Annotated in this window: 19 protein-coding genes and 3 pseudogenes; 14 read left to right on the top strand and 8 right to left on the bottom strand. The window is 54.0% G+C overall.

Features of this window, described 5'->3' with window-relative positions; genetic code table 11:
- Nucleotides 1-573: 573 nt before the first annotated feature.
- Complete coding sequence (locus ACR0NT_RS09760; protein ID WP_170448159.1) at nt 574-984, bottom strand: integrase core domain-containing protein; 411 nt, start codon at nt 982-984, stop codon at nt 574-576.
- Nucleotides 985-1,011: 27 nt separating this feature from the next.
- Here ACR0NT_RS09760 and ACR0NT_RS09755 point away from each other — a divergent pair.
- Nucleotides 1,012-1,640: pseudogene (locus ACR0NT_RS09755) on the top strand (integrase core domain-containing protein); the annotation flags it as partial.
- Nucleotides 1,641-2,465: 825 nt separating this feature from the next.
- Here the strand turns inward: ACR0NT_RS09755 and ACR0NT_RS09750 are convergent.
- Nucleotides 2,466-3,110 (bottom strand): acyl-homoserine-lactone synthase, encoded by a 645-nt coding sequence (locus ACR0NT_RS09750; RefSeq protein WP_170448155.1) that lies wholly within the window; start codon nt 3,108-3,110, stop codon nt 2,466-2,468.
- Between the two features lie 596 nt (nt 3,111-3,706).
- Here ACR0NT_RS09750 and ACR0NT_RS09745 point away from each other — a divergent pair.
- A complete protein-coding gene (locus ACR0NT_RS09745) occupies nt 3,707-3,910 on the top strand; it encodes a hypothetical protein (protein WP_170448153.1) in 204 nt (67 codons plus the stop codon).
- A gap of 174 nt (nt 3,911-4,084) precedes the next feature.
- Here the strand turns inward: ACR0NT_RS09745 and ACR0NT_RS09740 are convergent, their stop codons facing one another.
- Nucleotides 4,085-4,600, bottom strand: a complete 516-nt coding sequence (locus ACR0NT_RS09740; protein WP_170448151.1) for a hypothetical protein — start codon at nt 4,598-4,600, stop codon at nt 4,085-4,087.
- A gap of 233 nt (nt 4,601-4,833) precedes the next feature.
- On the opposite strand from ACR0NT_RS09740, the gene ACR0NT_RS09735 reads away from it, so the two are divergent.
- Together ACR0NT_RS09735 and ACR0NT_RS09730 are read left to right on the top strand one after the other, a co-directional pair.
- The gene (locus ACR0NT_RS09735) at nt 4,834-5,727 is read left to right on the top strand and encodes a lipid A-modifier LpxR family protein (RefSeq protein WP_170448149.1); all 894 of its coding nucleotides are present in this window, start codon (nt 4,834-4,836) and stop codon (nt 5,725-5,727) included.
- A gap of 62 nt (nt 5,728-5,789) precedes the next feature.
- Nucleotides 5,790-6,275, top strand: coding sequence for a DUF2799 domain-containing protein (locus ACR0NT_RS09730; protein WP_170448147.1), 486 nt, complete (start codon nt 5,790-5,792; stop codon nt 6,273-6,275).
- A 124-nt stretch (nt 6,276-6,399) separates the two neighbouring features.
- Here ACR0NT_RS09730 and ACR0NT_RS09725 read toward each other — a convergent pair.
- Nucleotides 6,400-6,714: pseudogene (locus ACR0NT_RS09725) on the bottom strand (transposase); the annotation flags it as partial.
- An 81-nt stretch (nt 6,715-6,795) separates the two neighbouring features.
- Nucleotides 6,796-6,900, bottom strand: coding sequence for a transposase (locus tag ACR0NT_RS09720; protein WP_170448145.1), 105 nt, complete (start codon nt 6,898-6,900; stop codon nt 6,796-6,798).
- 486 nt (nt 6,901-7,386) lie between these two features.
- Here ACR0NT_RS09720 and ACR0NT_RS09715 point away from each other — a divergent pair, with 486 nt between their 5' ends.
- The 3 genes and pseudogenes from ACR0NT_RS09715 (at nt 7,387) to ACR0NT_RS09705 (ending at nt 12,379) form a co-directional block, all read left to right on the top strand.
- Nucleotides 7,387-9,765, top strand: coding sequence for a calcium-binding protein (locus ACR0NT_RS09715; RefSeq protein WP_170448143.1), 2,379 nt, complete (start codon nt 7,387-7,389; stop codon nt 9,763-9,765).
- A 92-nt stretch (nt 9,766-9,857) separates the two neighbouring features.
- A pseudogene (locus ACR0NT_RS09710) lies at nt 9,858-10,118 on the top strand (transposase); the annotation flags it as partial.
- 218 nt (nt 10,119-10,336) lie between these two features.
- Nucleotides 10,337-12,379 (top strand): dockerin type I domain-containing protein, encoded by a 2,043-nt coding sequence (locus ACR0NT_RS09705; protein WP_170674742.1) that lies wholly within the window; start codon nt 10,337-10,339, stop codon nt 12,377-12,379.
- 89 nt (nt 12,380-12,468) lie between these two features.
- Here the strand turns inward: ACR0NT_RS09705 and ACR0NT_RS09700 are convergent, their stop codons facing one another.
- Nucleotides 12,469-12,816, bottom strand: a complete 348-nt coding sequence (locus ACR0NT_RS09700) for a DDE-type integrase/transposase/recombinase (RefSeq protein WP_480442979.1) — start codon at nt 12,814-12,816, stop codon at nt 12,469-12,471.
- 222 nt (nt 12,817-13,038) lie between these two features.
- On the opposite strand from ACR0NT_RS09700, the gene ACR0NT_RS09695 reads away from it, so the two are divergent.
- Nucleotides 13,039-15,006 (top strand): CHAT domain-containing protein, encoded by a 1,968-nt coding sequence (locus ACR0NT_RS09695; RefSeq protein WP_170448139.1) that lies wholly within the window; start codon nt 13,039-13,041, stop codon nt 15,004-15,006.
- Nucleotides 15,007-15,478: 472 nt separating this feature from the next.
- On the opposite strand, the gene ACR0NT_RS09690 is transcribed toward ACR0NT_RS09695, so the two are convergent.
- Nucleotides 15,479-16,738: an aminotransferase class V-fold PLP-dependent enzyme gene (locus ACR0NT_RS09690; protein ID WP_170674740.1), complete on the bottom strand. Its 1,260-nt coding sequence runs from the start codon at nt 16,736-16,738 to the stop codon at nt 15,479-15,481.
- A 351-nt stretch (nt 16,739-17,089) separates the two neighbouring features.
- On the opposite strand from ACR0NT_RS09690, the gene ACR0NT_RS09685 reads away from it, so the two are divergent.
- Nucleotides 17,090-19,624 carry a VWA domain-containing protein gene (locus ACR0NT_RS09685; RefSeq protein WP_170674738.1) on the top strand — a complete coding sequence of 845 codons (2,535 nt, stop codon included), beginning with the start codon at nt 17,090-17,092 and terminating at the stop codon, nt 19,622-19,624.
- A 15-nt stretch (nt 19,625-19,639) separates the two neighbouring features.
- On the opposite strand, the gene ACR0NT_RS09680 is transcribed toward ACR0NT_RS09685, so the two are convergent.
- A complete protein-coding gene (locus tag ACR0NT_RS09680) occupies nt 19,640-20,269 on the bottom strand; it encodes a LuxR C-terminal-related transcriptional regulator (RefSeq protein ID WP_480442977.1) in 630 nt (209 codons plus the stop codon).
- Nucleotides 20,270-20,487: 218 nt separating this feature from the next.
- Here ACR0NT_RS09680 and ACR0NT_RS09675 point away from each other — a divergent pair, with 218 nt between their 5' ends.
- From ACR0NT_RS09675 to ACR0NT_RS09655, 5 genes are all read left to right on the top strand, one after another.
- Nucleotides 20,488-21,729 (top strand): pyridoxal-phosphate-dependent aminotransferase family protein, encoded by a 1,242-nt coding sequence (locus ACR0NT_RS09675; protein ID WP_170674736.1) that lies wholly within the window; start codon nt 20,488-20,490, stop codon nt 21,727-21,729.
- A gap of 28 nt (nt 21,730-21,757) precedes the next feature.
- Nucleotides 21,758-22,954 (top strand): malate--CoA ligase subunit beta, encoded by a 1,197-nt coding sequence (locus tag ACR0NT_RS09670; RefSeq protein WP_170674734.1) that lies wholly within the window; start codon nt 21,758-21,760, stop codon nt 22,952-22,954.
- The gene (sucD, locus tag ACR0NT_RS09665; RefSeq protein WP_170448129.1) at nt 22,954-23,841 is read left to right on the top strand and encodes a succinate--CoA ligase subunit alpha; all 888 of its coding nucleotides are present in this window, start codon (nt 22,954-22,956) and stop codon (nt 23,839-23,841) included. The genes ACR0NT_RS09670 and sucD overlap by 1 nt, the downstream gene beginning before the upstream one ends.
- Nucleotides 23,841-24,812 (top strand): 2-hydroxyacid dehydrogenase, encoded by a 972-nt coding sequence (locus ACR0NT_RS09660; RefSeq protein ID WP_170674732.1) that lies wholly within the window; start codon nt 23,841-23,843, stop codon nt 24,810-24,812. Before sucD ends, ACR0NT_RS09660 begins: the two co-directional genes overlap by 1 nt.
- An 81-nt stretch (nt 24,813-24,893) precedes the next feature.
- On the top strand, nt 24,894-25,392 hold a 499-nt coding region (locus ACR0NT_RS09655; RefSeq protein ID WP_480442972.1), incomplete at its 3' end, for a PLP-dependent aminotransferase family protein.

The following is a 25,392-nucleotide window of genomic DNA, read 5'->3' as shown; positions in this document are numbered from 1 at the left end:
TCAGCGTTTTTCCATCTGACGTAAGGCCAAACCCCGACTTGAGATAATACCCATGAATTGTTGCCCTCTAGTTCTCGTCTGTTTGAGCAAGATATGACAACTCTGAGAAGAAAACCTTGACTATGCTATCCAAGCGCTCCCGACTAGCTAAGAAATCGTTGTAGCATTCATCAACTAGCGAGAAATACTTATCTGGTTCTATTACGTTTGAATTGAAGCCCTCTTCGTATGTCTGAAAGTTAACGGCTTCCACCTGTAGACGAATGGGCGAGCCTAACAGCAGGCAATGGACCGCCTATGTCGTTTTGGAGGCGTCCCAGTTAAGAAAATCTGCTATCGTTACCGCCCAGAGTTCGTCGGACTTATGTCCAAGTTCGGATTGATATTCGTCGCAAATATCTACAACTGACTTGGCACTCACCAAGCCAGGTATGACAAGCGTAAATAGTACAGCCAGAATACGGAGGTTCATATCTATTAACTCCAAATACTATATCTAAAATATTACGCTCTCGCGCACCCAACAAGCTAGGATGCAAGAGGCTTACACAAATGTACGCGTATGGCGACCTTTTATTTACAAAGCGGACATCGGTGCTCATCGCAACACCGGTAGCCCCCATGTTCTGGGCCATTTCGGACTAGAGTTTCGGGGACTGGTGGGCGCATGTTGAGGGCCTGATGGGGTCGGGTGTGGTTGCATTGCCTGAGCCAGCAATTGATCACGATCTGTGCCTGCTTGGTCGTTGTGAACCATTCGGAATTGAGAACCTCGCGGCGGAGCGTTCCATTGAACCTCTCGTTGTATCCGTTCTCCCAGGGAGAGCCCGGGTAGATCCGGATCGGGTTCACACCGACCTTCTCGAGCCAACTCTGGGTTGCCTGTGAAGAGAAATCTGGACCGTTATCGCTTCGAACGAAATCAGGCTTTCCGTGGCGCAGGAACAGCCCGTAGAGAACCTCCAGCACATCTTCAGAACCCATGCGGGTCCGAACTTCCACTGCAAGCGCCTGGGCGTCAGGCGGCGACGGAGCCGGAAGCGGGCGCGTGGATCTCGAACACCGACGCCAGAGGCCACACGGCCCAATCATAGGTGGTCGCTGGACTTCCTGTCTGACACATTCGGGGCATCGCGTCGGTTCCGTACCCTAGCCGTCAATGACGACTGCTGCCGCGAGAACCTCTGCTTGATGGCTGACACCAGCATATCCGGCACCCGTGTCGCGCGGGAACTGGATGCGCTGGTCCGAATCTACGGCACGCCTGCCAGCATTGTCAGCGACAATGGGACAGAGTTCACCAGCCGGGCGATCCAAAATGGACCAACAACAAAGACGTTGAGTGGCTCTACATCGATCCAGGAAAGCCGCAACAGAACGCTTTCATCGAGTCATTCAATGGCAGCCTCCGGGACGAGTTGCTGAACGAGGAGATGTTCGACAGCCTGGAAAATGCACGGCGAAAGCTAGCGCTCTGGCGATATGACTACAACAACGTCAGGCCGCACTCATCGCTCGGCAACCAAACACCCGCAGAAGCGCGTCGGACGCTTGAGAAATTTGAGAGCTTCGCGCCTGACGCGCTTGCCCCAACTCACGACGAAGAATATGAAAACCAGACCCGCAGACTCTCGTTATGAATGAGGGACCATCGGGGGGCAGGTCACTGAGCGCGAAGTCTTTGTCCGGAACAAAGCTCTTAACCGGACAATCTGGTCTCTCTCGCGTCTATTGGGATCGTTTAAAATACACCTGTATTGGTGTCTCTCCGTGCATCTTAGCCCACTCAGCCTTGCCACGCTCTTGGACAACCTCATCAAGAGACCTTTCGCCGAAGATCACGGTAAATTTAATCTCATAGTCCGGTTTCGTGATGCCATCAATTTCGGGCACATCAGCCTCTGTAACTTCTACCTTCCGCTCTATCATGTCCCCGTCCACTAGGCGTTGGTTGGAATTTCTCGGTCACGCTTGCACACGCATGGCATGTAGCCGGTCATTATCTTCGAACCACTTGTCGATCTGCGCCTGTACCTGCTCTATGGCTGCCTCGGGTTTCGAATGGAGAATAAACCTCGACGAATGACCCGGACGCTCGGTTTCGGCTTCCCGATCTGACCGGCTTTCCGGTCGTGAGCTACGGCCGCCCGGAGATCCTTCTGGCCTTCGCTTGTCTACTTGATTGCTCAATTTGAGCTACTCCCCAATGTTTGGATAGATTTCCGTGTAAGTTAATCTACTCTCTGCTCCTGCTAATCTAGTTGATTTCTTGTTTCTCTAACCACTAAACTACGGCGGGCCGCTTGCCGCTATGGGCATTGTGGGTGCCTTTCTGATTGTATTGCCCATTTTTCCAATCAGATATTCGATCCTCGAAATCTATATTTACTGCATTCAGGATAATGTGATGTACTTACACAAGTGAACCAGAGCGCTAGTTACTGGATCCACTTAAGCATTTTTCATTAAGCCGAACGTGGAAACGGTATCGTGGAGGTCCCAAAACGACCAAATGCGGCGTTAATCCAGAGCTTGGAAAGTTCTCTGGAAACACCAGCTCTGCTCGCAACCCGATTGCAATCTTCCGCAGAATAGGGCCAAAGCCCCACCGAGACTTGTTCACGGCCTTGTCCTTCCGACCCTAAGACGATCGGAGATGACCCAATCATGCGATATATTCGGATCATTCTTGCGTCGAAAACGCCAGCGATATGAGTGAGGCCGAATTTCTCCATCAACTCTCCACCGGCTAACATTATGGCTCCTGCAGTGTGTGGACTCGCTGCGCGCGACAGGCAGAAACGGGTTACTTCCCAAATCCGTGGGTCGCACACCGGAGAGCCGCCGGTAAGATGCCCAAACACATCATTTATCATTACAGGACCGGTCGTAGGTAAAACCCTCATTGATCCGCCATGGCTACCATCAGTCTCTTCCCAGATTACGTATAGCGGGTTCAGTTCATCGTATTGGTCTCTTTCTTCTCCCCGAGAATTAACTTGAACGTCCCAACCCAACCTTGTTTTGAATTGATCCGCTCTATCCTTGAACATCCCCTCAGACAGCAATGAATACCTGTGCAACTCGTCTGCATAAACATACCTGAGCATCAAACTCACCTCCTGATTCTGTGACGGAAACAAGTGGTGCTGGATCGTGGTTAAAAGTTCGTCAGTAACCTGTGAGGCAGGTAGGGTCTTGTTTACTTCTGATGACTGGAAAGAGCCTCACGAACGATGCTAAGTTACTAACGCCCACGCCAGTGGGTCGTTCAAGAGGAACGCGACGACCGCGTTGAGCACGTTGAGCACGTTTTGGAAACAAAGCTGTAACATAAGCCAGTTTGAGTGAGCGCAATCGTATATATTGTGCTTATTGATCCCGAAGTACATAGGGATGGTCGCGAAAACTTGGACAATTTACCATTTGTTAATGGAATCGATTCAAATTGGACACAGTTGTGGCAATGGGGATTTTAGTGATGGATGAAAGTTTTTTGCATCGCGCCACTGACATAGAGTTGAGGCTGGAGGCGGAGGGGATGTTTCTCACAGCCGAAGCGATCAGGCAAGTTGTTAATACATACGTATTGGAGCATTCCGAGTACACGATGACGTGGAATGGCAGAAAAACATCCGAGAAGCCGTCAGATTTAACCGAGCGTTAACCAAGACACCTTGTAGTTGTAAAAAACTCGAGGTGTTTCATGAAAACCAACCATTGGTTCGTCGCAGCGGTATCAGAGATGGTCGATGACGCAAAGCGAGACAACCTTTTTAATGTCTTAAGTGGACTGCGCACGGCTCTATCTGTATTTTGCGATGAATCTGGTTTAACTGAAGAAGAAAAAAAAACTGTTTATGCCCTGATGCAGGAGAATACAAAAAAAACTAGCGAGTGTAATTACTAGAACTGAAGCCTCCCTAATGCTTAACTAATATGGTTGATGGCAAATCTAATAATTTACGAATCTTGGGAGTGCATTAGTATCTCCCAAATTTTAGTGTTCTTAAAGTGCTCCATGGCCCGATAACCTTGCCGACATAATTTGATCACAAGTAGGAAAATCAATCCGCACACGGTGTCAAGCGGTTTGGGGGATTTGCGGTAGCGCTCCTTTCTTAGAATGGAATTCGGGGGAAGCGCTGCTTTCAAGTGTTAGTTGAATTTTTTTGAATACATCCAATATACTTGCTGCAACTGCCCAGAATTCGTTAAAGCTAAGCTGGACGCCATTTTGAAAGGCGCCCTTGTTAAACAAGGAAATTAAATGAGAGAGAACTAAGGTTCTTTGTTGCTGATCGAAAGGGTTTTCGAATTCGGACTGGTCCAGAAAGATTGCTACATCCTCTGCGATTTCCATCGAAGTTATCGTCAATTTTTCAACGGTTTGAGGTGTCTTGAGAATTTCAATAAGTACGCTCATTGCGATGACGTCGAAGAAATTTGGCGCTACCACAACTCTGTGGCAACCAAAGTTCAATTGAGCGCCAAAGTGCGGTTGCAGAATTTTCCAAGCAGTCTCGATCTCCTTAAGGGGTTTTGACAACACCGGAGCGATATCTTTGATATCAAAGGGGGTTGTTGTAGGGCAAAACAATTACACGACCTTTCGTTCAACGCAACCAACTTATGAACTCAAAAAAATAACGACAAATTAACATACCTTTTTGCTTAAAAAATATTTCACGTGGCGCGCAAGGTTGGCCATTGGAAAGGTTTCCGCTTAAGGTCATGGTCAAACCGTAAACATACCATTTTAGGATAATTTTAACGCTCGCTAACGTTACTTAGGTTGTAGTTTCGAATCTTTGCAGCAGCGAGGCGGAAGGTATGAAGGCGAGTTTTCTGGCATTGTGCACGATTTTCACGGTTCCCTCGGCTTCGGCGGAATCCATTAATTCAAGCTTTTTTACGAACGATTTCTTTGGGGATGGCAGGGATCGCTGGCGATCCGCGAGTTATACAATTTTCTTTGGCTTTGAGGGCGATAATACAGGCGGAATCGCTCATGACCTTCGCGCCCGTGCGGAAATTATTTCTCCCTGGGGGGCAAGAGATCAACCGACAAATGGCGACCGACCTTACGTTGGGATGCTGGGGTTCGGGATTTTTGCCAACGACAGCTACGGGGATCTGCAATACAGCGCTGGTGTCGAAGTGCTTTTTACGGGCGAGCAGACGAACATAGCTGACTTTCAACAGGGTTTCCACGACCTGACAGGAATTGCTGGTTACTTGCCTGAGGATATGCCGCATGAGCATGTGGGCGATAGCGTAACAGGCATGGTGTCGGCCGAAATCGCCAGAGCTTACACATTGTCAGATAATTTTTCCGTTAGGCCATTTGTCGGGGCTCAGGCCGGATACGAAACTTTCGGACGCGTCGGAGTCGACCTGCTTATTGATGGTTATGCCAATGCCCAACGTTACGTTCGTGACCCAGTTTCTGGGTTCCTTCAGCCTTCTTCTCCGGAGCGGGTGCATAGGATGACCGATATGTCGTTTCTGTTGGGGGCCGACTACACGTATGTCACTCATAGCGAATTCTTTCCGGATTGGTCAAATGTCGAAATGACCAATTCACGTATTAGGGCGCGGGCAGGAGTTCAGATTCGGATTCGCAAAGTTTCAACTTTCTTTGGATTTACCTATCTCAGCAAAGAATTTGAGTCACAGGTCGAAAGCCAAACGATTGGTGTTTTATCTCTCGAATTCCCTTTCTGAAATTGGTCCTTAAGGAAACGTTAGGCAGCGTTTCTTATTCTCATCCCGATCCCGCGAAACTCATGAACGCAACACTCTTTATCAACAGGACGACAGTAACGATGGAACAGGCTGTGAACGGCAAGCGATCTGGCTCTTTTGGCAAGCAGTTGAAGAAGCCTCTATTATATTGCGCCTATGTGGCAGTGGCTGCCTGCGTTGGAGGCACGGCGTCAGCCAGCGATAAGCCCAGCGGCCTATTCTCAAAAATATTTCCTCCGGAAGCCTGTGTCGGAAAAATAGACTGGTCCCAGGTTGGATTGTCTGACGGCAGACTGGGAGTAGAGGCGAGCTATTTCAATGTATACGAGCAGCTTTGTGCGCGCAGGTCAAAAAAACCTGACAAGAATGCGTATTTTGATGCTTACCGTGAGGGCACACGGTCGTATTGCACACCGGAAAATATTTATCAGCTGGCTCGTCGAGGCGCAGTCGCGACCGGCGCGTGTGCAGATACCGCCGAGATACGTAAGGCCGTTCAGGATGGATTTGCAAATCTACATGAGTAGCGGGAAAGGGGAGCAGTGTCGCCACCTTTGCCACTGACAACTGCGTGTTGCCCAAGGCGGTTTAATTGCCAAATTACTGAGTGGTCTAAACAGCAGAAAACTATCCTCGAAATAGGGTCAGGGTTCATAAGCAGTAGATGACGGTTGCCGCGAGAGCGATGGCGGGTAGGAATATCTTGGGGCATAGATCATAGCGTGTTTTCATGCGCCTCCGATCCTTTAGCCTGCCAAACATGATCTCGATGGGGTTTCGCCCCTCGTATCGTCGCTTGTCAAACTTGACAGGTATCTTGCGTTGCTTGCGGCCGGGGATGCGGGCGCGTCTCCCTTTGCCTTTTAACGCGTCTCTGAACCAGTCAGCATCGTGGCCGCGATCCCCTAGCAGCCATATGACGTTTGGCAGACTGCTAAGCAACGCTCTTGCGCCGAGATAATCGCTTCTGCGTTTGCCGCCCCAAGTGCCAGCAGTATTGACTCTGAAGGTATGTGATCGAGTGCGAACTTCTGTATCTGCCTAGCCTTACTTGGTTATGCGCCCCAAGCGCTCTTTACTTTCAGACGAGTATTGCTTGGACACAAGAGCCAACCAAGAAGCGAAGTCAAGCTTGGTCTTGAACTGTGACATGTCTGGCCCAAAAAAGGGAGAGCCTGGCCATCTGTGCGTCGTTCAGTCAATAAAGATTGCCCATCTCACCACTCCATTATTCAAGCCGTGAATCACGCAGCGCTGTGAAAACTGGTGCATCCTGACCCTACTCGCCGTAGACTGCGCGCGGTACTTCGGTATCCGGCATAGTCATCTGGAAATTCCGGCGAACAGTCTATGACTTAAGCGGGCTTGCTACTGTTTGGGGTAAGGCCGAGTAGGTACACTGAATGCATCCCTAATTTTCTAGGGGACTGGTGCTGCGGCGCAAAATATTCTCGAAAGCAATTAATACTCAAGAGTTGCAGTCAGTAAAACACTGAAGAAAAACTTACTAAAAATAGTAAACTATTATCCAAGATTAACAGGTAAGTTTTCTGAACTGATTCTTTGAAAAACTAGATTCACTCTCGCAAGGTGGCTTCAGAAATTCTAACTGGGGCTGGGTAGTGTTGTGAGGGTGAGATGGTCAATTACAGCTATGAATTAACTCCGGGCGCAGTTTCAGAAACGGTCAGCGAGGATCATTTTGGTGCCAATTTTCGAGGTATGTTCCCGAATATCGGCGAAGCCTTCGATATGCTGGGTGTTACACATTTGCGCTATCCTTCAGGCAGCGCACAAAAGGAAGACATTACAAATCTGGTTGACGGTCAGTTAAACGATAATTTGACTGAGTTTTTAGATTGGGTCGCCGATAGAGGGGCGACCTTCACTTTGAGCATTCCGGTTGGGGAGAAATTGGCAAATCAGTCTGAAATGACGGAATTTGTCAAAGCGGTATATGACCAACTGGGTCCAAACGGGCATCTTTTGACGACAATAGAAATCGGCAACGAGTATTGGAGTTTTCAACAAGCATCCGAGTATGGCAGAGATGCAGCACAGGCGACGCAGTATCTCGCTAGTGCTTACGAGGCATACAATGCCGAAAACCCGACATCCGATTATGATCCCAAGATCCTGGTGCAAACAGCGCCACCGTGGCACGTTGGGCCGGATAGCACGATGGACCAAAAGAACAAAGAGATCATTGAGCATTTCGATGCCAACAAAGATTTGTCGGATGGATTCCAGTCAACGGTCGCGAGTGAAGCGGTCGACGGAGTAGTTTCCCACTACTATTTCTATGAAACCTACGGAGCGGATAATACCTTTTCCGACGGTTACTACGAAAACCGGGAAATCGGGTCACGGCCGGATATGTGGTACAAGTATTTTGAACAAGAATTGGATTATCACGTTACCGAATGGAATGTTCAAAATGCCAATATTACTCAGCAAGGTCTGAAGGCGGCGTCTGTAATCCTTGAGATGTTCGAGACCATGCTGGAATCCGGGGTGGACGCAGCGGAAATCTGGTCGGTTCTGAATAGAAACTATAATTCATTTGCTGGTGGCATTACAAAGGATAACCGGGTTCATCCTTCACCTGCTGGTCAGGTATTTTCCTGGATGAGGGAGAGCTTGGTTGACGAGGATGGTGTCGGGCTCTCTCTGCTAGAATTGGGAGGGCTGCCTGACAATCACCGCCCAATTGAAATCAATGCCTTTACCGGGGGTGGGAAAACCGTTCTCTACGTGTCTAACAGAACGGAAGAGTTTGGGGTGTCAGTTGACTTGGACCTGAACGAACTGGTCGAAGGAAGACACATCGTGTCCGTTCGAAAAATTGGAATTCTCGATGGTAGTGCTGACGGTATGAGCGACCGGGCCGAATACGACGAGAATGGTAGGCTGGTTCCTAATTCTCGCAATAAGCTCCGAGTTATCGATGAAGCCGAAAAGCTAGCCTTGGAAGCGAAATTCCAAAACTTGTTTGCATTGGGGGTGATCAGCCCCAGGAAAATTTCTTCTTATGAAGAAGGAACTTATCGAACCTATCTTCCGCCGCCGTCCACCATTCTTTTAAAGCCCGGATACACCCCCGAAACGGCGACCAGTCTTGACCACTATTACTTTGCTGGAGAGACCGACGTTACGGTGGAAGTCGAGCAATTCACATTTGATGATGCGGGCGACGTGGATCTTGAATTGGATCCTTATGAAGTCGTGGAGATCACTATAACCCCATATGACCAAGTAGTTGGTTCCGAGAATAGTGACGCAATAACGGGATCGGACTCCCACGAGGAAATTCAGGGGGATGATGGAAATGACTACATCGATGGCGGCGGAGGAACTGACTACGTTTCGGGAGGTGATGGTAATGATATTCTCGTTGGAGGAGTCAGCGATACCATTGGCGACACACTATTGGGTGGAGCTGGCAATGATATTGTAAATGGAGGTCAAGGGGCAGATGAGATTTACGGCGGTGAAGGTAATGACCGGTTGTTTGGCGGCGTAGGTGAAGACGAAATTCTTGGAGAGAATGGTGACGACTACGTTGATGGAGGCGCGGATGACGATTGGTTAGATGGTGGTGTTGGCCGGGATGTAGTAATGGGCGGTCAAGGTAACGATCACATCAATGGGGGCGCGGATGATGATGTGCTGTTCGGAGGGGTGGGGGACGACACCGTCGCGGGCGGGGAGGGCAATGACATTTTGGAAGGCGGCGCTGGTGACGATATGCTCGACGGAGGCCTGGGTGATGACTTGCTTATCGGTGGCGAAGGGGCAGACGTTTTTGTTTTTCGACCGGGCGAAGGCCTTGATAGTGCCTACGACTTCGAGCAGGGCGTGGATGTTGTTCGGATCGAAGTCATGGGCGCGAGTTACGAGGACTTAACACTAACTGAACACGGCAACAGCACTCTCGTCGAGCTGGATGATGTTCCTATAGCAATCCTGGGAGTGTCACCGGACGTTCTTGTTGCTGATGATTTTCAGTTTATTTGAACAAGATCAAATGCTCTGCTCCCTGAAAACTGCATCGTTTGAAGCTGGAGTTTTCCGCTAAGTTTTCCTGGCTGGGAAAGGAGCGGAATCGCATGAAAGCATCGAAGTTCACGGCGGCGCAATGGGCGTTCATCTTGAAGTAAGGCGAACAAGGCACGCTGGTCGCGGATATCTGTCGCAAGGCAGGGATCAGTCCGGCAGCGCATATAAATTGTAAGAAGAAGTACGCGGGTTCGCTGTGTGATGCAATGCGCCGACTGAAGGCACTTAAGGGCGAGAATACCCGGCTGTAGAAGGTCGTTGCGGACCTGACGTTGGATCTGGAAATGCGCCAGGACGTTATTCGCCGAAAACGCTGAGGCCTGAGGCCGCTCAATTCCTCTGTCGTTTCCTGTTCGGGATTTAGCTTTGGTTCGCAGATGTAGAGCGTTGTTAGCGATTCCAGATAAGCTCTAAAAATCTAAGAAAAATGACACTCTAAATCCCCAGCTTTTGCAGCTACATTGTCTGGCTGTTAATTATTGCGCGCTATCTTATTTGCAGCTTCGGTGTGGTTTAGGGGGGGCTTTTAATGATTGAATATGAAAGGACATTGACGACTGGATTCGTAAATTTTGATCACGGAATTTGCGATTTGGTCTCAATTGAGTTTGGAGCGGGAACGTACCTTTACAGCACTTCCGATTCTGGCGGTGGACTGGTGGTTTGGCAACTGAATAACGGTGATGTTCCCACCTTCTTCGATTCCCAAGTGTTTGATTCAAGTATTTCGCCAGATGGCGGCCTGACAATAGAATTCGCGAACTTGGGTAGTGAAGACTTACTTGTTCTGGATATCAGCTCATCGGGGTCAATATTTGGATATAGTTTAGAGCCGACTGGAATGATCGGTGAGACGCAGCAGTTTCAATTGCCGTCAGAAGGCGGTGGAACCACGTTGTTGGCTAGTTACTCTTCTAATGACACCGAGTTTATCGTCGCAGCGACAGACGGTGGAAGCCGAATTACTGCGTACCAAGTCGGACCTACCGGCACCTTTACGGAAGTGGACGTTGAAATCGGACGACCGGCGTTTTTGGATACAGTTGAAACTGCCTCCAATACGGTAGTTGTAACGGCGGATTCATCAACGCACTCAGTGGTCACATTCCAAGCCGACGCCGAAACAGGAGAACTGACCCAAGTAGACAATTCCGATGCGACTTCGCATTTGGCGCTGAACACTCCGACTTCAATGGAAGTAATTCAGGCGTATGGTAGTTCTTGGGTGCTTGTGGCGGGATCGGGCAGCAACTCCATTTCAGTGATGGAATTGGGCTCCGATGGAAGTCTTTTGCCTACAGATCATGTGCTCGACAGTTCCGGCACGAAATTCAATTCTATTCAAGATATCGCCGTGACCAGTGTTGGTGATCAAGTTTTTGTTTTCGCAGGGGGTGAGGACGACGGAATAAGCCTGTTTGCCCTGGTTCCGAGTGGTCAATTGGTGCATTTGGAAACAGTGGAAGGCACTGCTGAAAATGGGTTGGTAGGTGTCGATACTCTCTCGGTCGCTCAGGTCGGCAGTGAATTGCAAGTGTTTGCGGCCGATCAGCAACAAGATGGTGTATCGCAATTCTCTGTGTCGCTGGACAACTTGGGAAGTGTCATCGAAGGCGACAGTATTCAATCAGGGACAAACGGCGATGACATACTTCTTGGTATGGGTGGTTCAACACTTCTCGCCGGGGGCGGGGATGATGTGCTGGTCGCTGGAAGTGGGACTACGGTCATGGCGGGCGGTGAGGGGGCCGACATTTTTGTGGTTCAAAACGGCAGTAGAACTACCATTGTCTCTGATTTTGAAGTGGGGGTCGACAGATTAGATTTGTCTGATTTCGGGCAGCTACGTTTTCCAAGCCAGTTGGATTTCACATCTACGGAAGACGGAGCCCAAATTGACTTTCTTGGTCAAACGATAGTTCTCCAAAGCGCAGACGGCGGGTCGCTTTCACAATCTGACGTTCTTGGGGATTTTTTTGATGCAGCTGTTCGATTGCCGAATGGCCCCAACGAGAATTCTTCTGATACAGTGAGCTCTTCTGGAATAACTGGAGCGGTAACGGTCAGCACCGCTGAAGACAATCCAGGCATCCGGGATGCAGAAGTTCATTTCATTCAAGACGGAAGTGCGCCCATTGTCGTGCAAGCTGATAATCAGGGTTTTTTTGACCTGCAACTACCGGTTGGTTCGGAACAAGGCCATATAAAAATCATAAAGTCCTACTCTACTGGAAGCCAAGAAATCAACGCGCTTGACGCCCTACAAGTGCTACGCATGTCGGTCGGCTTAGAGCCAACTTGGGGAACCGCTCAGCCAGAAAACTACATTGCGGCAGATATCAATAGGGACGGGTCAGTTAACGCTTTGGATGCATTAGACATTCTGCGCGTCTCAGTGGGGTTGCCGGTAGAAAGTGATGCGGAGTGGGTCTTCTTAGATTCCAAAACCGATATTTCGGAGGTAACCGCCGACGCAACGCACTATGATCCTAAAATTTCAGTAGTTGCGTTGAATGGGGATTTTTCCGTTGAAACAACTTCTATCCTTCTGGGAAATGTAGAGCAGTTATAATTAGGTGAGTGTTCCATTGCCCACCGTTGTTTCTGCGGGGTGTTGTCACGTTAACTTCCGACGCACCAAGAAATCCTGATGCTTGGGTGTCAGGCTGCTTGCGTGGCAGCATTCCAGGCGTCAAATGCTTCGAGGCGATGATATCGGATTGTTAGGGCTGAGCGACGGCATACGTGAACACAAAAGCAATTCCGAATGGCTGAATGAGCGGCCACGAACTGCTGCAAGTCTACTGGAAATCGATGTCCCTGCATCGTCCGCTCCCGCTTTCGGAATGGGACATGGCTGTTTTCGGCACGTTTGCTCAGCCCTTTGTGCGACCAATGATCCAGACCCGGCGCAACCTCTCGTTTGGCAGCGCCATACGACCGCAGCTTGTCCGTGATGATGCAGGAAGAGTGCGCCCGAGCATCCACCGCGCCAGCAATTGCCTGCAAAGCATTAGAGTATTTCCGGGATCGACCCACGCACTGTTGCCGCAGTTATAGCGCGGACCACGATGTTATAGTATTGTCGCCAAAACCGTTTAATAACAAATGGTTGACTCGAATCCACTGGCAGCTTTCACTCTGCACAGAAGCTTCGAGATTTCAAGATGAACAACGCATATTCCGCATTAAAGGCCGACTTGGCCGCCGCTGGTGTGAGTCTCAGATCCATTGCGAGGGATCTCGAGGTTTACGGAGGAGATTATTCAAGCTCAGGCGAGCGCAACTGACGATGTCGAGCAACTCCTGCTCGAATATCTTCAGCTCGAGATATCTATTGTTCCAATTAAAGCAGCGATTGGGAGAGGTCGCTTTGATTATGCCTTCGACTGGATACACAACGGCCTGAGTGACAGCGTAGAATCTAGTGCTCAACGAAAGCTCTTTGACGGACGGCCATTCCGCTTCATCGGTGCTTTAGTAGACATGTTGCCAAATAGCTTTCCAAATTCGTTTTTAGACTGGGCGGACGGTTTTTTCTACTATTGTCGAAATCAATCTGCGCTGTATGCCCCGGCAGCTAAGATTGCTCCGCTCTTAGAAGCGACGGTTTTCAATCTGCCAGCCAATAGAAGTCTAGCAATAAAAGCTGCAGTGAGCTTGATGTGTTGGGGTAGAGATGTGGGACACCAAAGCGCGTTTGGCGTCGCGGTCGTCCTGAGAAGTATATACGATATCGATGCAGTACCAAGAGACATCAAGGCTTTGATCGCCAAGGCGTTTTCCACGCGGAGCTGTGACTTGATTGGAGACCCACATCACAAGTGGGCAAAGATCGTAGTAGGTGATTACGGGGATCTACTGCTTCAACACGAACCCTTTCAGTACCACTTTGCATCTTTCGAAAACGTGGGGGACTGGGATGAAAATGTAGAGCGCTTAATTGAATCCGCCAAAGTATACTCAGATGGAGTTCGTGATAGTTTCCCGAAACACACAGATTGGTTGATTGCTCTCGATCAGCGGTCCAGCTTATTGAGCCCCGCCGCAAAATTCGCGTTGGATAATGAACGTGCGGCAGACTTCGCGAAAATTCTTGCCGCTTGGTATGGAGGTGGAATTGAAACGGCTTCTGCTGGGTGCAGCGTCGTGTTGCCGACTGCTATTTCAGGTATTGGGTTTCTCGGGAACGACACTGAAATGGTTAGTTTTCGGGGGAGATTTGCCGAAGCGACCAATGTAGTGGAAGCGATGAATGAAGCTACCAACAACGCTTTGGGAACGACGCGAACTGTACAAGCCGGTCCCGAGCTTGATCAAGTTCCGGAGCGTCCGGGACAGCCGAACAGAGATTCTGCGAATGCATTCGAAGAAGCCCTGACCGACTTCTACAATGTTCCAGTTTTAGCTGAAAAACTAGCAGGGGCTCCCTCCATTACATGTTTCCCCCACAACATTCATCCGCTGCAGGCGTTGCTGTTTCGGGAGGCGGACGAATGCTGGCCTCTGAGTTCAAGTCTGCGAACTCCGCTTCCAGATCGCCCAATTCGACAGGCAGCCATTTGGGCTTCATGCGATGATTGGTATTCCGAAATGGAGGCGAACTCGGCGTCGGAATTTCTGCAACGGCAAGGTGTCGAAGCACATGTCTATCTTGGGCGTGAACGTGGTCGAGATGACTTCTTGGCAATGTACTGCGATCCTGCCTACGACTTCATCCATGTAGTAGGGCATGGAGTTTTCGACCACTGGGAGCTCGGTTCCTCAAAAGTTCTCATAAATCAGGGTGAAGTAGTCGCCGTGGACGACCTAGTTGGCCTCCAGCCAGAAAATAAAGGGCGGCGTCTTCTTTGCTTGAACATATGCGATGGCGGTGTTTCAGATGGCTTGGGTGGGATACAAAAACTGGGCCTCGCACCTTCGTTGGCATCACCAGCACAGGCGACTGTTTCACACCTTTGGCCCGTTGAGCCCCGAGTGGCTTCAGCCTTTGGATTGATAGTCTGCTCCGAGTTGGTCTCTGCACAAAATGATCATTTTGTTGCATTCTCTGAAACCCTAAAAAGAGTACGGGAGCCTTGGGAGCAACGCGTTACGGCACTTCGTGGTCAGTTTGATGGTGAAATCATAGAACGTCTTGAGAACTTTAACGCGTCCGATGACATTTTTGACTGGGCGTCACCCGTATTTTTTCAATAGAAACATTTGATTGCTCTTGAAACCCCGTCTCCCTGGGTCACGATACGAAATGGCTTGAGATGAATGGCCGCTTCGACAGGCTGCACCGCAGCACCAATGGGCACCGCCAATGTCGGCTCAGGGCCGTGTGCTGGGGCAGAGCATTCTGCTGATCAACCAAACTCAAGTAAGACACACTGCGCCGGTTTCCAGGTTGCGAAGAGGCTCACTGGCGTTCGTTTAACGTAGACTTGAAGCGCTTGAACCATCGAATCACTAAATAAATGCAAAAATCCTAAGGTGTTGAATTCAATGGGAGGCGAGTCTCAATAATTCAGTCCCATAATTTACGTATTCCGACAAACACTGGTGTGATCGAAATTAATTTCTGTAATCAATCTTATGTTAATATTACCCCAACTAAACTGCGGGCTTGGTCTACTGAAGCACAAGCCCAGTTCTCACATCCAGCCGCGCGTTCCGTACAGCTTGCTCAGCCACCGTCACCGAGCATCTTGATTGCAGCCAGAAGGCGGGCGATTTCCTGTTCGGTGTTGTAGTGACAGAACGAGATGCGGATACAGTCCGTCAGGCCAAGTGGCGTAAGCACGTTGCCGGAATAATGGTCAGCCTTGCGCGTGTGGGTGCGGATACCCTGTTGGTTCAGGGTTTCAACCACATCTTCAGAGGCTTTGCCCTCGATCACGATGGAGACCAGCCCCTCGCGCGCCGGGTTGTCGGCCCCCGCCAGAATTGTGACATGGTCCATGTCGCGCAGACCCGGCAGGTTGCCGGTACCGTTGATGGCTGTGTTGGTCAGGTGGGTTTCATAGGCGTGGATGGCGCGGCCCGCGGCTTCGATCCGCTTCCGGGTGTCACCCTCATCCGAAACCTCACCCCCCAGCCAGTCGAAATAGGCCACCACGTCCGACACGGTCGCGTAAGAGCCGGTGTCACGGGTGCCGAACTCCCACCCCGTTGCGGGGGCATCGATCAACATGTCGTGGGGCGTAGCGCTCAGCCGGTCGGATATCCAGGCGATGCCGTAACCGTGGCGCGAAAACACCTTATAGGGCGAAATCACATAGCCATCGATGTCATAGGCGTCCAGATCCACCTGCCCGTGCGCGGCGTGCTGTATGCCGTCGACGATGATCATGCATTCCGGCGAAACCGCCCGGATTGCGGCCGAAATCGCCGCCACATCCATGCCCATGCCAGTCACGGGCGACGCGTGCAGGATCGTCGCCACCGCCACATCCGGGGTCAGTCGCGCGGCATAATCCTCGGCCGTGACCAAACCGGTTTCGTTGTCGTGAGGGACGTTCAAATAGTCCAGCCCGGCAATTCCGGCCCAGCGGCGCGCGGCGCTGCGGGTGGCAGGGTGTTCGATGGACGACCCGATCACCCTGGCCCCTTTCGGTGCGGCCAGACAGGCGGTGCGGATCAGGCGGAACAGAAGCTCAGTACCGCTTTCACCGGCAAAGAACTGACCGGTCGAGGCGTTCATGAACAGTGCCAGATCCCCCTTGGCCTTGTTGATCACCTGCTGGGTGCCCTGCCCCGCCGGATTTATACGGCCCGGATTGTCGGGGATCGCCGCATAGAATGCCGAGGTCGCGGCCACCGATTTCAGCGTCAGCGCACCGCCGGCGTTTTCAAAGAAGATACGCTCGCCCTGAAATGGACAGTTTTCGACATGGGCAAACCGGTCGCGGATGGCGTTGATCAGGGCGGGGTTGTTCTGAATCATGGGTCGGTCCTGTAGGTTTGCATAGAGCGCGGCGCGGTGGCTTTCGGCAATCATCGTCACTGGCAGAGAGGATGCAATCTTTCACGTTGCCGACATCAGATAGTCTGCCACCGTCATCACCCCCTTGGACACTGCGTCGGCAAAAGGGTGCCGCCGGGGCAACCAAAGGCCCATTCGCGCGCGGGCTTTGGTATAGTCGACGAGAGATTTGAGGGTGAACCGAAGCGGTCGGCAATATTTTTCGTCGAAACTGCGCGCTTCATCAGTGTTTGGATCAAATGGTGGAGGTTTCGCGCAATGAGCATAGGATAAAGGCCCGGCCGGGTGGCTCATGCGCTTCAGGAGTATGCTATGTTTAAAGATTTCTTTCCCGCAACCGTTTTGACCACCGTAATGCTGACCGGCTCAGCGGCAGCGGCAGATGAGAATGTGATGGTGGTGTTTGACGGCTCGAATTCCATGTGGGGTCAGATCGATGGCACGGCCAAGATTGAAATCGCCCGGGGCGTCATGGAAAACCTGCTGGGGGAATGGGTCGAGGACCGCAATGTCGGGCTGATGGCCTATGGCCATCGGCGCTGGGGTGATTGCGGCGATATCGAGGTTCTGGTCGAACCCGGCCAGCAGGCGCGTGGGGTCATTCTGGATCAGATCAACGCGATATCGCCGATCGGAAAGACCCCTCTGACCGACGCGGTCGAGGCTGCGGCCAAGGCGCTGTCCTACACCGATCAACCGGCAACCGTCGTGTTGATTTCCGACGGGCTGGAAAGCTGCGAACGTGATCCCTGCGCCTTGGCGCAGGCGCTGGAGCAAGGAGGGGTAGGTTTCACAGCGCATGTGGTGGGGTTTGGGCTGGGTGCGGATGAAGATGCAAGCTCGCTGGCCTGTATCGCCGAAAACACCGGCGGTCAGTATATCACCGCCGCCAATTCCCAGGAACTCGGCGCCGCGCTCAGCGCCGTGGGCACCGCAGTGGCAGAAGCAGCCCCCACCCCCGAACCCGAACCTGCGGTTCAGGATGTTGTGGTTGAGGCGCCCGAGACGGCCGTGGGCGGATCTGACCTGGTTGTGCGCTGGATGCCGACGGTCGAGGAAAGCGACTATATCAACATTGTCCCGGTCGGCACCGATCCAGCTGTCTTTGGCAGCTATGTGCGTATCGGTGACGCCGAAGAGGTCACAGTAACCGTCCCCGGCAGCGAAGGTCTGTATGAAGTCAGGTATCTGCACAACCAAAGCAAAGAGGTTTTGGGTCAGGCCACGCTTGAGGTGACAAAGCCCGAGGTTGAGCTGACCGCGGCGGATACGGTGCAGACTGGTGCGAAACTCAAGGTCGCGTGGTCACCGGTGATCAACCGGCGGGACTATGTCGCGATTGTCCCGGCGGGGTCCGATCCCGGCACGTTTGGCAATTATCAGGCTGTCGGCAGCACGACCGAAACAACCCTCAATGTCCCCGCCGATCCTGGCCTCTATGAGCTGCGCTATATCCTGAATGTCGACAAGCGCACGGTGGCGGCGCGGCAGGTCGAGGTGACCGATCCTCAGGTGGTTCTGCAGGTCCCTGACAGTGCTTTGACCGGGTCCGTATTCGAGGTCGCCTGGGGCGGCGCCGTCAGTCCGCAGGATTATATCAACATCGTCCCGGTTGGGACCGATGAAGGCAAGTTCGGCAATTACCTCACTGTCGGCGATGCCTCGAAAGGCAAGCTGAAGGCGCCTGCCGAACCGGGCATGTACGAGGTGCGCTATGTTCTGCGCGAAGGCAGCAAAACGCTGGCGCGCGAAACGATGGAGATTGCGTCCCCCGAGGTCTCGATATCAGGGCCCGAACAGGTTGTGACCGGATCAAAGTTCGAGGTGTCCTGGACCGGTCGGGTCAACACTCAGGACTATGCCGCCATTGTCCCCGCCGGGTCGGATGACGGGGTCTTCGGCAATTACGCCGTGGTGCGGGACGGCGATGTCGCAGTGCTGACCGCGCCGGCCGAACCGGGCCTCTATGAGCTGCGCTATATCCTGCGCGAGGGGTCGAAAACGCTGGCGACCGCGACGATCGAAATCCTATCCCCGCAGGTTACAATCGACGCGCCAGACACTGTCATCGCGGGATCGAAGTTCAAGGTTGCCTGGACCGGCGCCGCAAATGCGCAGGATTATATCAATATCGTCCCTGCGGGCACCGAAGAGGGGAAATACGGCAACTACATCGTGGTCCGAGACAACAGCAGCGGCGATGTTCAGGCCCCGGCCGAGACGGGTTTGTATGAAATCCGCTATGTCTTGCGCGAAGGGTCGAAAACCATCGCTACGGCCATGGTTGAGGTGACCGAACCCGAGGTGACGGTCACCACAGTTGACGAAGTGCGTGCGGGCGACACGTTGCGGGTGTCCTGGACCGGGACGGTCAGCACGAATGACTACATCAATCTGGTGCCGATGGGCACGCCGGATGGTGACTACGGCGTCTATGCCCAAGTGCGCGCGCGGACCGAGCTTGATCTGAAAGCCCCGGCCGAAACCGGCCTGTACGAAGTCCGGTATCAGTTACGCGAAGGCAACCGGGTGCTGGCTCGTCAGACGGTCGAGGTTCTGGCTGCGGACGCGGCGCTGGATACCGGCGCATCGCTTGAGGCCCCCGACAGCGCCCCCGCAGGCAGCAGCATTTCGGTCGGTTGGCAATCCGACAGTCAAAGTGCAGATCAGCGCATCGCGCTGGCGCGCAGCGAACAGGCCATATTTACCTGGATTTCAGCGCAAAAGATCAGCGGTGATCCCCCAATCGAGATGACCTTGCCGGATGAGCCCGGCGTCTATGAGATCCGGCTGCTGGACCTTGCAAACAAGGCGGTGCTGTCGCGCAAGGTGATCAAGGCAGAATAGCGTCCGACTGGTCGCCTAGCCGCCGGTCATCTGCGACGAATAGTAAAAGGCAATTGCCTGGGCCCGGTTTTTCACCGCCAGTTTCTCGTAGATATTGGACAGGTGAAACTTGACCGTGTTGGTCGAGATCTGCAGCTCTTTCGACAGGTCCCGGTTGGACATGCCCTTTGCCAGCGCCTCGAGAATGGCGCGTTCTTTACGGGACAGGCTTTGAATCGGATCCTGCTGCATTTTGCGGACGTCGATGAACGGGAACACCATTTTCCCCGCCGCCACATCGGCGCAGGTTTCCAACAGGCCCTCTACCTCGCCGGATCGGGCCGCAAAGCCTGCCGCCCCGGCCTGCATCGCCAAGCGCGGGATTTCTCCGGTGGTTTCCCCATAGACGACAAAGCGCGGCGCGTTGGCCTGTTCGCGCATTACTTCGATCAGTTTCGCCGCCCCAAGAACAGGAAGGTTCCAGTCCACCACGCCGACCTGAACCGGAACCCGCATCACGGTTCCCAAGAACCCCTCGGCCGTCGCCGAGGTCGCCACCAACGAGAATCGCGGGTCGCGTTCAAAGATTTCTGACATGGCAGACAGGACCAATGGATTGCTGTCCGCCAGCATGACATCAATCGGAGCGTTAGCGGTAGCAGTCATCTTATTCACCCTGCTTTTGTCTAAAACCACCCATTTGGGTAGGTACGAATTGGTATACTTTGGTATTTTTACCTAAATGGGTAGGTTATTCCCCACCAATTTAGCCATCCTAAAGCAGTAGTAAGTTACGTTGCGTTACAGGACAAGTCCGCGTTTTCTAATCGGCAACGTAACACAACAGGCCACAGCGCCCGACCAACTGCCGAGGATATCTAACAATGACCTTTCAGATTTTCCCACCGCTCGAAATTCCCGAAACGCTTGCGGCGGGTCCGGGGCCGGGCAACACCGACGCCCGCGTTCTGCACGCATTCGCCAATGCAGGCGTCGCGGACCACATGCAGGGCGACGTGCTGCGGGGCATGATCGAGTGCAAGCACATGCTGCGCAAGATCTGGGGCACCGAAAATGCCTATTCCTTCGCTGTGGCCGGAACCGGCTGGAGCGCGCTGGACACCATGTTCTCGGCTGTGATGCCCGGCGACAAGGTGGTTGCATTTACCAACGGCACTTTCTCGGGCATCGATGCGCTGACATTGCGGATCAAGGCCGCAACACCTGAGGAACACGCTGCCAACCCGCTGGACCCGCAGGCCGCCAGCGTCACCGTGATCGAGGTTCCGCACGGCCAGCCGGTGACGGGTGAGCTGGTCGAAGCCACCTTGGCCGAGCATCAACCGAAATGGGCCTTCATGGCGCATTGGGAAACCGGTTCGGGCCGTATCAACGACCTGCGCGGGTTCTCGGACGCCTGTGAGCGTCACGGCGCGATGGGTCTGATCGATGCGGTCTCGTCGCTGGGCGTCGATGACTTTTCGATTGATGACTTCCCCGGCATCGCCGGCTGGGCCTCGTGCCCGCAGAAAGGCCTGTGCTGTCTGCCGCTGACTTATGCGCCGGTCAGCTTCACCAGTGCTTATATCGAAACCCTGAAAACAACCGGTGCCTATACTTACGTCCACAATCCGATTTTCGAGGCCCGCCACTGGGGTATCGTCGATGGTCAGGACGTCGAGAAAGGCACCTATCACCGTACCCATTCGGGATACGCGGTCGCGGCTTTCCACGAATCCCTGCGCCTGACCCTGCAAGAAGGTCTGGCAAAGCGCTCGCTGTCTTACCGGACCCACGAAAAGGTTCTGCGCGACGCCGTGATCGAGATGGGATGCGAGGTGACCTCGGACATGCCCAGCCTTGTCGTTTTGAACCTGCCCCCGGAACTGGCGGGCCGTGAGATGGAGCTGGTGCAGAACTGCCGCGCCCGTGGGTTCGGCATCTGGCCGACCCTTAGCGCACCGGTACAGGTTCGTATCGGCATCCTGAACCAATTGAACCGACAGGCCGTCAGCCGGATCGTACGTCTGTTCGCCGAAGCCCTGCGCGAGCTGGGTGCCGAGGTCGATCAGGACGCTATCGAGGCCTTGCTGGAAAGCCGTTACGGCACGTCGATCGCCGCTTAATCATACTGCATGAACGGGAGGATTGCAGATGGATATCCATGAATACCAAGCGAAAGAGCTTCTTTCGAATTTCGGTGTCGACGTGCCCTCGGGCGCGTTGGCCTACAGCCCGGAACAGGCGGCCTATCGGGCGCGCGAACTGGGCGGCGACAAATGGATCGTCAAGGCACAGGTCCATGCCGGTGGGCGCGGCAAGGCCGGAGGGGTCAAGCTGTGCAACACCGAAAACGAAATCCACCAGGCCTGTGATGATCTGTTTGGCCGCAAACTGGTCACGCACCAGACCGGCCCCGAGGGCAAAGGCATCTACCGCGTCTATGTCGAATCCGCGGTGCCGATTGATCGCGAGATTTATCTAGGTTTCGTGCTGGATCGTTCCAGCCAGCGGGTGATGATTGTGGCCTCGTCCGAGGGCGGGATGGAGATCGAGGATATCTCGGCCGAGCGCCCCGAAAGCATTGTCCGCTCGATCGTGGAACCCGCGGTGGGCCTGCAGGAATTCCAGGCGCGCGAGATTGCGTTCAAACTGGGGCTGGAACCCAAACTGGTGCAGCACATGGTACGCACGCTGCAGGGCTGCTATGCCGCCTTCAGCGATCTGGACGCCACCATGGTCGAGATCAACCCACTGGTCATCACTGGGGACGACCGCGTTCTGGCGCTGGACGCCAAAATGAGCTTTGACGACAACGCCCTGTTCCGCCACCCGCAGATTGCTGAACTGCGCGACAAGAGCCAGGAAGACCCCCGCGAAAGCCGCGCGGCGGACCGTGGGCTGTCATACGTGGGCCTGGACGGCAATATCGGCTGCATCGTCAACGGCGCCGGTTTGGCAATGGCGACGATGGACACGATCAAACTGGCCGGGGGAGAGCCCGCAAACTTCCTCGATATCGGTGGCGGCGCCTCGCCCGAACGTGTGGCCAAAGCCTTCCGGCTGGTGCTGTCCGACGACAACGTGCAGGCGATCCTCGTCAACATCTTTGCCGGTATCAACCGCTGTGACTGGGTGGCCGAAGGCGTCGTACAGGCGCTCAAGGAACTGGATATCGACATCCCCGTTGTCGTCCGTTTGGCAGGCACGAATGTCGAGGAAGGTCAGAAAATCCTTGCCAAATCCGGCCTGCCGATCATTCGCGCCACCACACTTATGGAAGCCGCAGAACGCGCCGTGGGCGCGTGGCGCAACGATCTGACCCAAAACACCAAGATGAGGGCTGTGTAATGAGCATTCTTCTCGATCGTGACTCGCGTGTCATCGTACAGGGCATCACCGGCCGTATGGCGCGGTTCCATACCAAGGACATGCTGAAATACGGCACCAACGTTGTCGGCGGCGTCGTTCCCGGCAAGGGCGGGGAAACCGTCGAAGGCGTTCCGGTCTTCGACACCGTCAAGCAGGCCGTCGAGGCGACCGGTGCCGATGCCAGCCTTGTCTTCGTGCCGCCGCCATTCGCTGCGGATTCGATCATGGAGGCCGCGGATGCCGGTATCCGGTACTGCGTCTGCATCACCGACGGTATCCCGGCGCAGGACATGATCCGGGTGAAACGATACATGTATCGTTACCCCAAGGAAAAGCGCATGGTTCTGACCGGACCGAACTGCGCGGGCACGATCTCGCCCGGCAAAGCTCTGCTGGGGATCATGCCGGGGCATATCTACCTGCCCGGCCATGTCGGCATCATCGGCCGTTCCGGCACGCTGGGCTATGAGGCCGCAGCACAGTTGAAAGAGCGCGGGATCGGCGTCTCGACCAGTGTCGGCATCGGCGGCGACCCGATCAATGGGTCGTCCTTCAAGGACATCCTGCAACGGTTCGAAGAGGACGAAGACACCCATATCATCGCCATGATCGGTGAGATCGGCGGCCCGCAGGAAGCCGAAGCCGCCGAATACATCCGCGATCACATCACCAAGCCGGTGGTGGCGTATGTCGCCGGTCTGACCGCCCCGAAAGGCCGCACCATGGGCCATGCGGGCGCGATCATCTCGGCCTTTGGCGAAAGCGCCAGCGAAAAGGTCGAAATCCTGTCCGCTGCCGGTGTGACCGTTGCGGAAAACCCTGCCGTGATTGGTGAAACGATCGCCCGTGTGATGGAGGCCGCGTGATGGTCAAACCCTCGGTTCTTGTGACCCGTCGCTGGCCTGCTGCCGTCGAGGCGCAGCTGGCCGAGAACTATAACGCCGTCCTGAACACCGGGGACAAACCAATGTCCCCGGCCGAAATCCGGCAAGCACTGAAATCCTACGACGCGGTGCTGCCCACCGTCACCGATACGCTCAGTGCCGAGGCGCTGGACGTACCCGGCGCGCAGACAAAGATCCTCGCCAATTACGGCGTTGGCTACAGCCATATCTGCGAACCCTCGGCGCGTGGGCTGGGCATGACCGTGACAAACACCCCCGATGTGCTGTCCGAATGCACCGCCGACATCGCCATGACGCTGCTGCTGATGGTGGCCCGCCGCGCCGGAGAAGGTGAGCGCGAGCTGCGCGCTGGCAACTGGACCGGCTGGCGTCCCACGCATCTGATCGGCACCAAGGTCAGCGGCAAGACGCTGGGTATTATCGGCTATGGCCGCATCGGGCAGGAAATGGCTCGCCGCGCCCATCACGGGTTCGGGATGGAGATCCTCGTCTACAACCGCAGCCCGATTGCGCCGGACGTGCTGGCCACGTGCAACGCGACGCAGGTGGACTCGGTTGACGGGCTGTTGCCGCAATGCGATTTCGTCTCGCTGCACTGCCCCGGTGGCGCCGCAAACCGTCATCTGATCAACGCACGCAGACTGGACCTGATGAAACCCAACGCGTTCCTGATCAACACGGCACGCGGCGAGGTCATCGACGAACGGGCTCTCATTCAGTCCCTGTCTTTCGACATGATCGGAGGGGCTGCGCTGGATGTGTTCGACGGTGAACCGCGCGTCAATCCGGACCTTCTGCAATGCGACAACCTCGTGATGCTGCCGCATCTGGGCAGCGCCACGCGTGAAGCGCGCGAAGCGATGGGATTCCGTGTTCTGGATAACCTGAGCGACTTTTTCCAGGGCCTCGAACCGCGCGACCGTGTGATCTGAGATCACCCTAAACCCCAAGACATGAACACCGATGCTGCCAAAACGGCGGCATCGGCCCCTCTTCTACAGGAGATTTGCCCCGTGAATGCCCCGCACCGTACCGACGGTTTTTTCACCCAATCGCTTTCGGACCGTGATCCTGAGCTTTTTGGCTCGATCACATCCGAGCTGGGCCGCCAGCGCGACGAGATCGAGCTGATCGCGTCCGAGAACATCGTCTCTGCCGCCGTTATGGAGGCGCAGGGCTCGGTGATGACCAACAAATACGCCGAGGGTTATCCCGGCCGTCGCTACTATGGCGGTTGCCAGTTCGTCGACATCGCCGAAAACCTCGCCATCGACCGCGCCAAGCAGCTGTTCGGCTGTGAGTTCGCCAACGTTCAGCCCAACTCGGGCTCTCAGGCCAACCAGGGTGTGTTCCAGGCGCTGATTCAGCCCGGCGACACCATTCTGGGCATGAGCCTGGACGCTGGCGGCCACCTGACCCACGGCGCCGCGCCCAACCAGTCGGGCAAGTGGTTCAAGGCCGTCCAGTATGGTGTGCGCAAAGAAGACAACATGCTGGATTACGATCAGGTCG

It is taken from the genome of Ruegeria sp. AB10 (assembly GCF_056542745.1).
The sequence above is the reverse complement of the archived record's forward strand: the minus strand, read 5'-3'. Positions and strand labels throughout refer to the sequence as shown.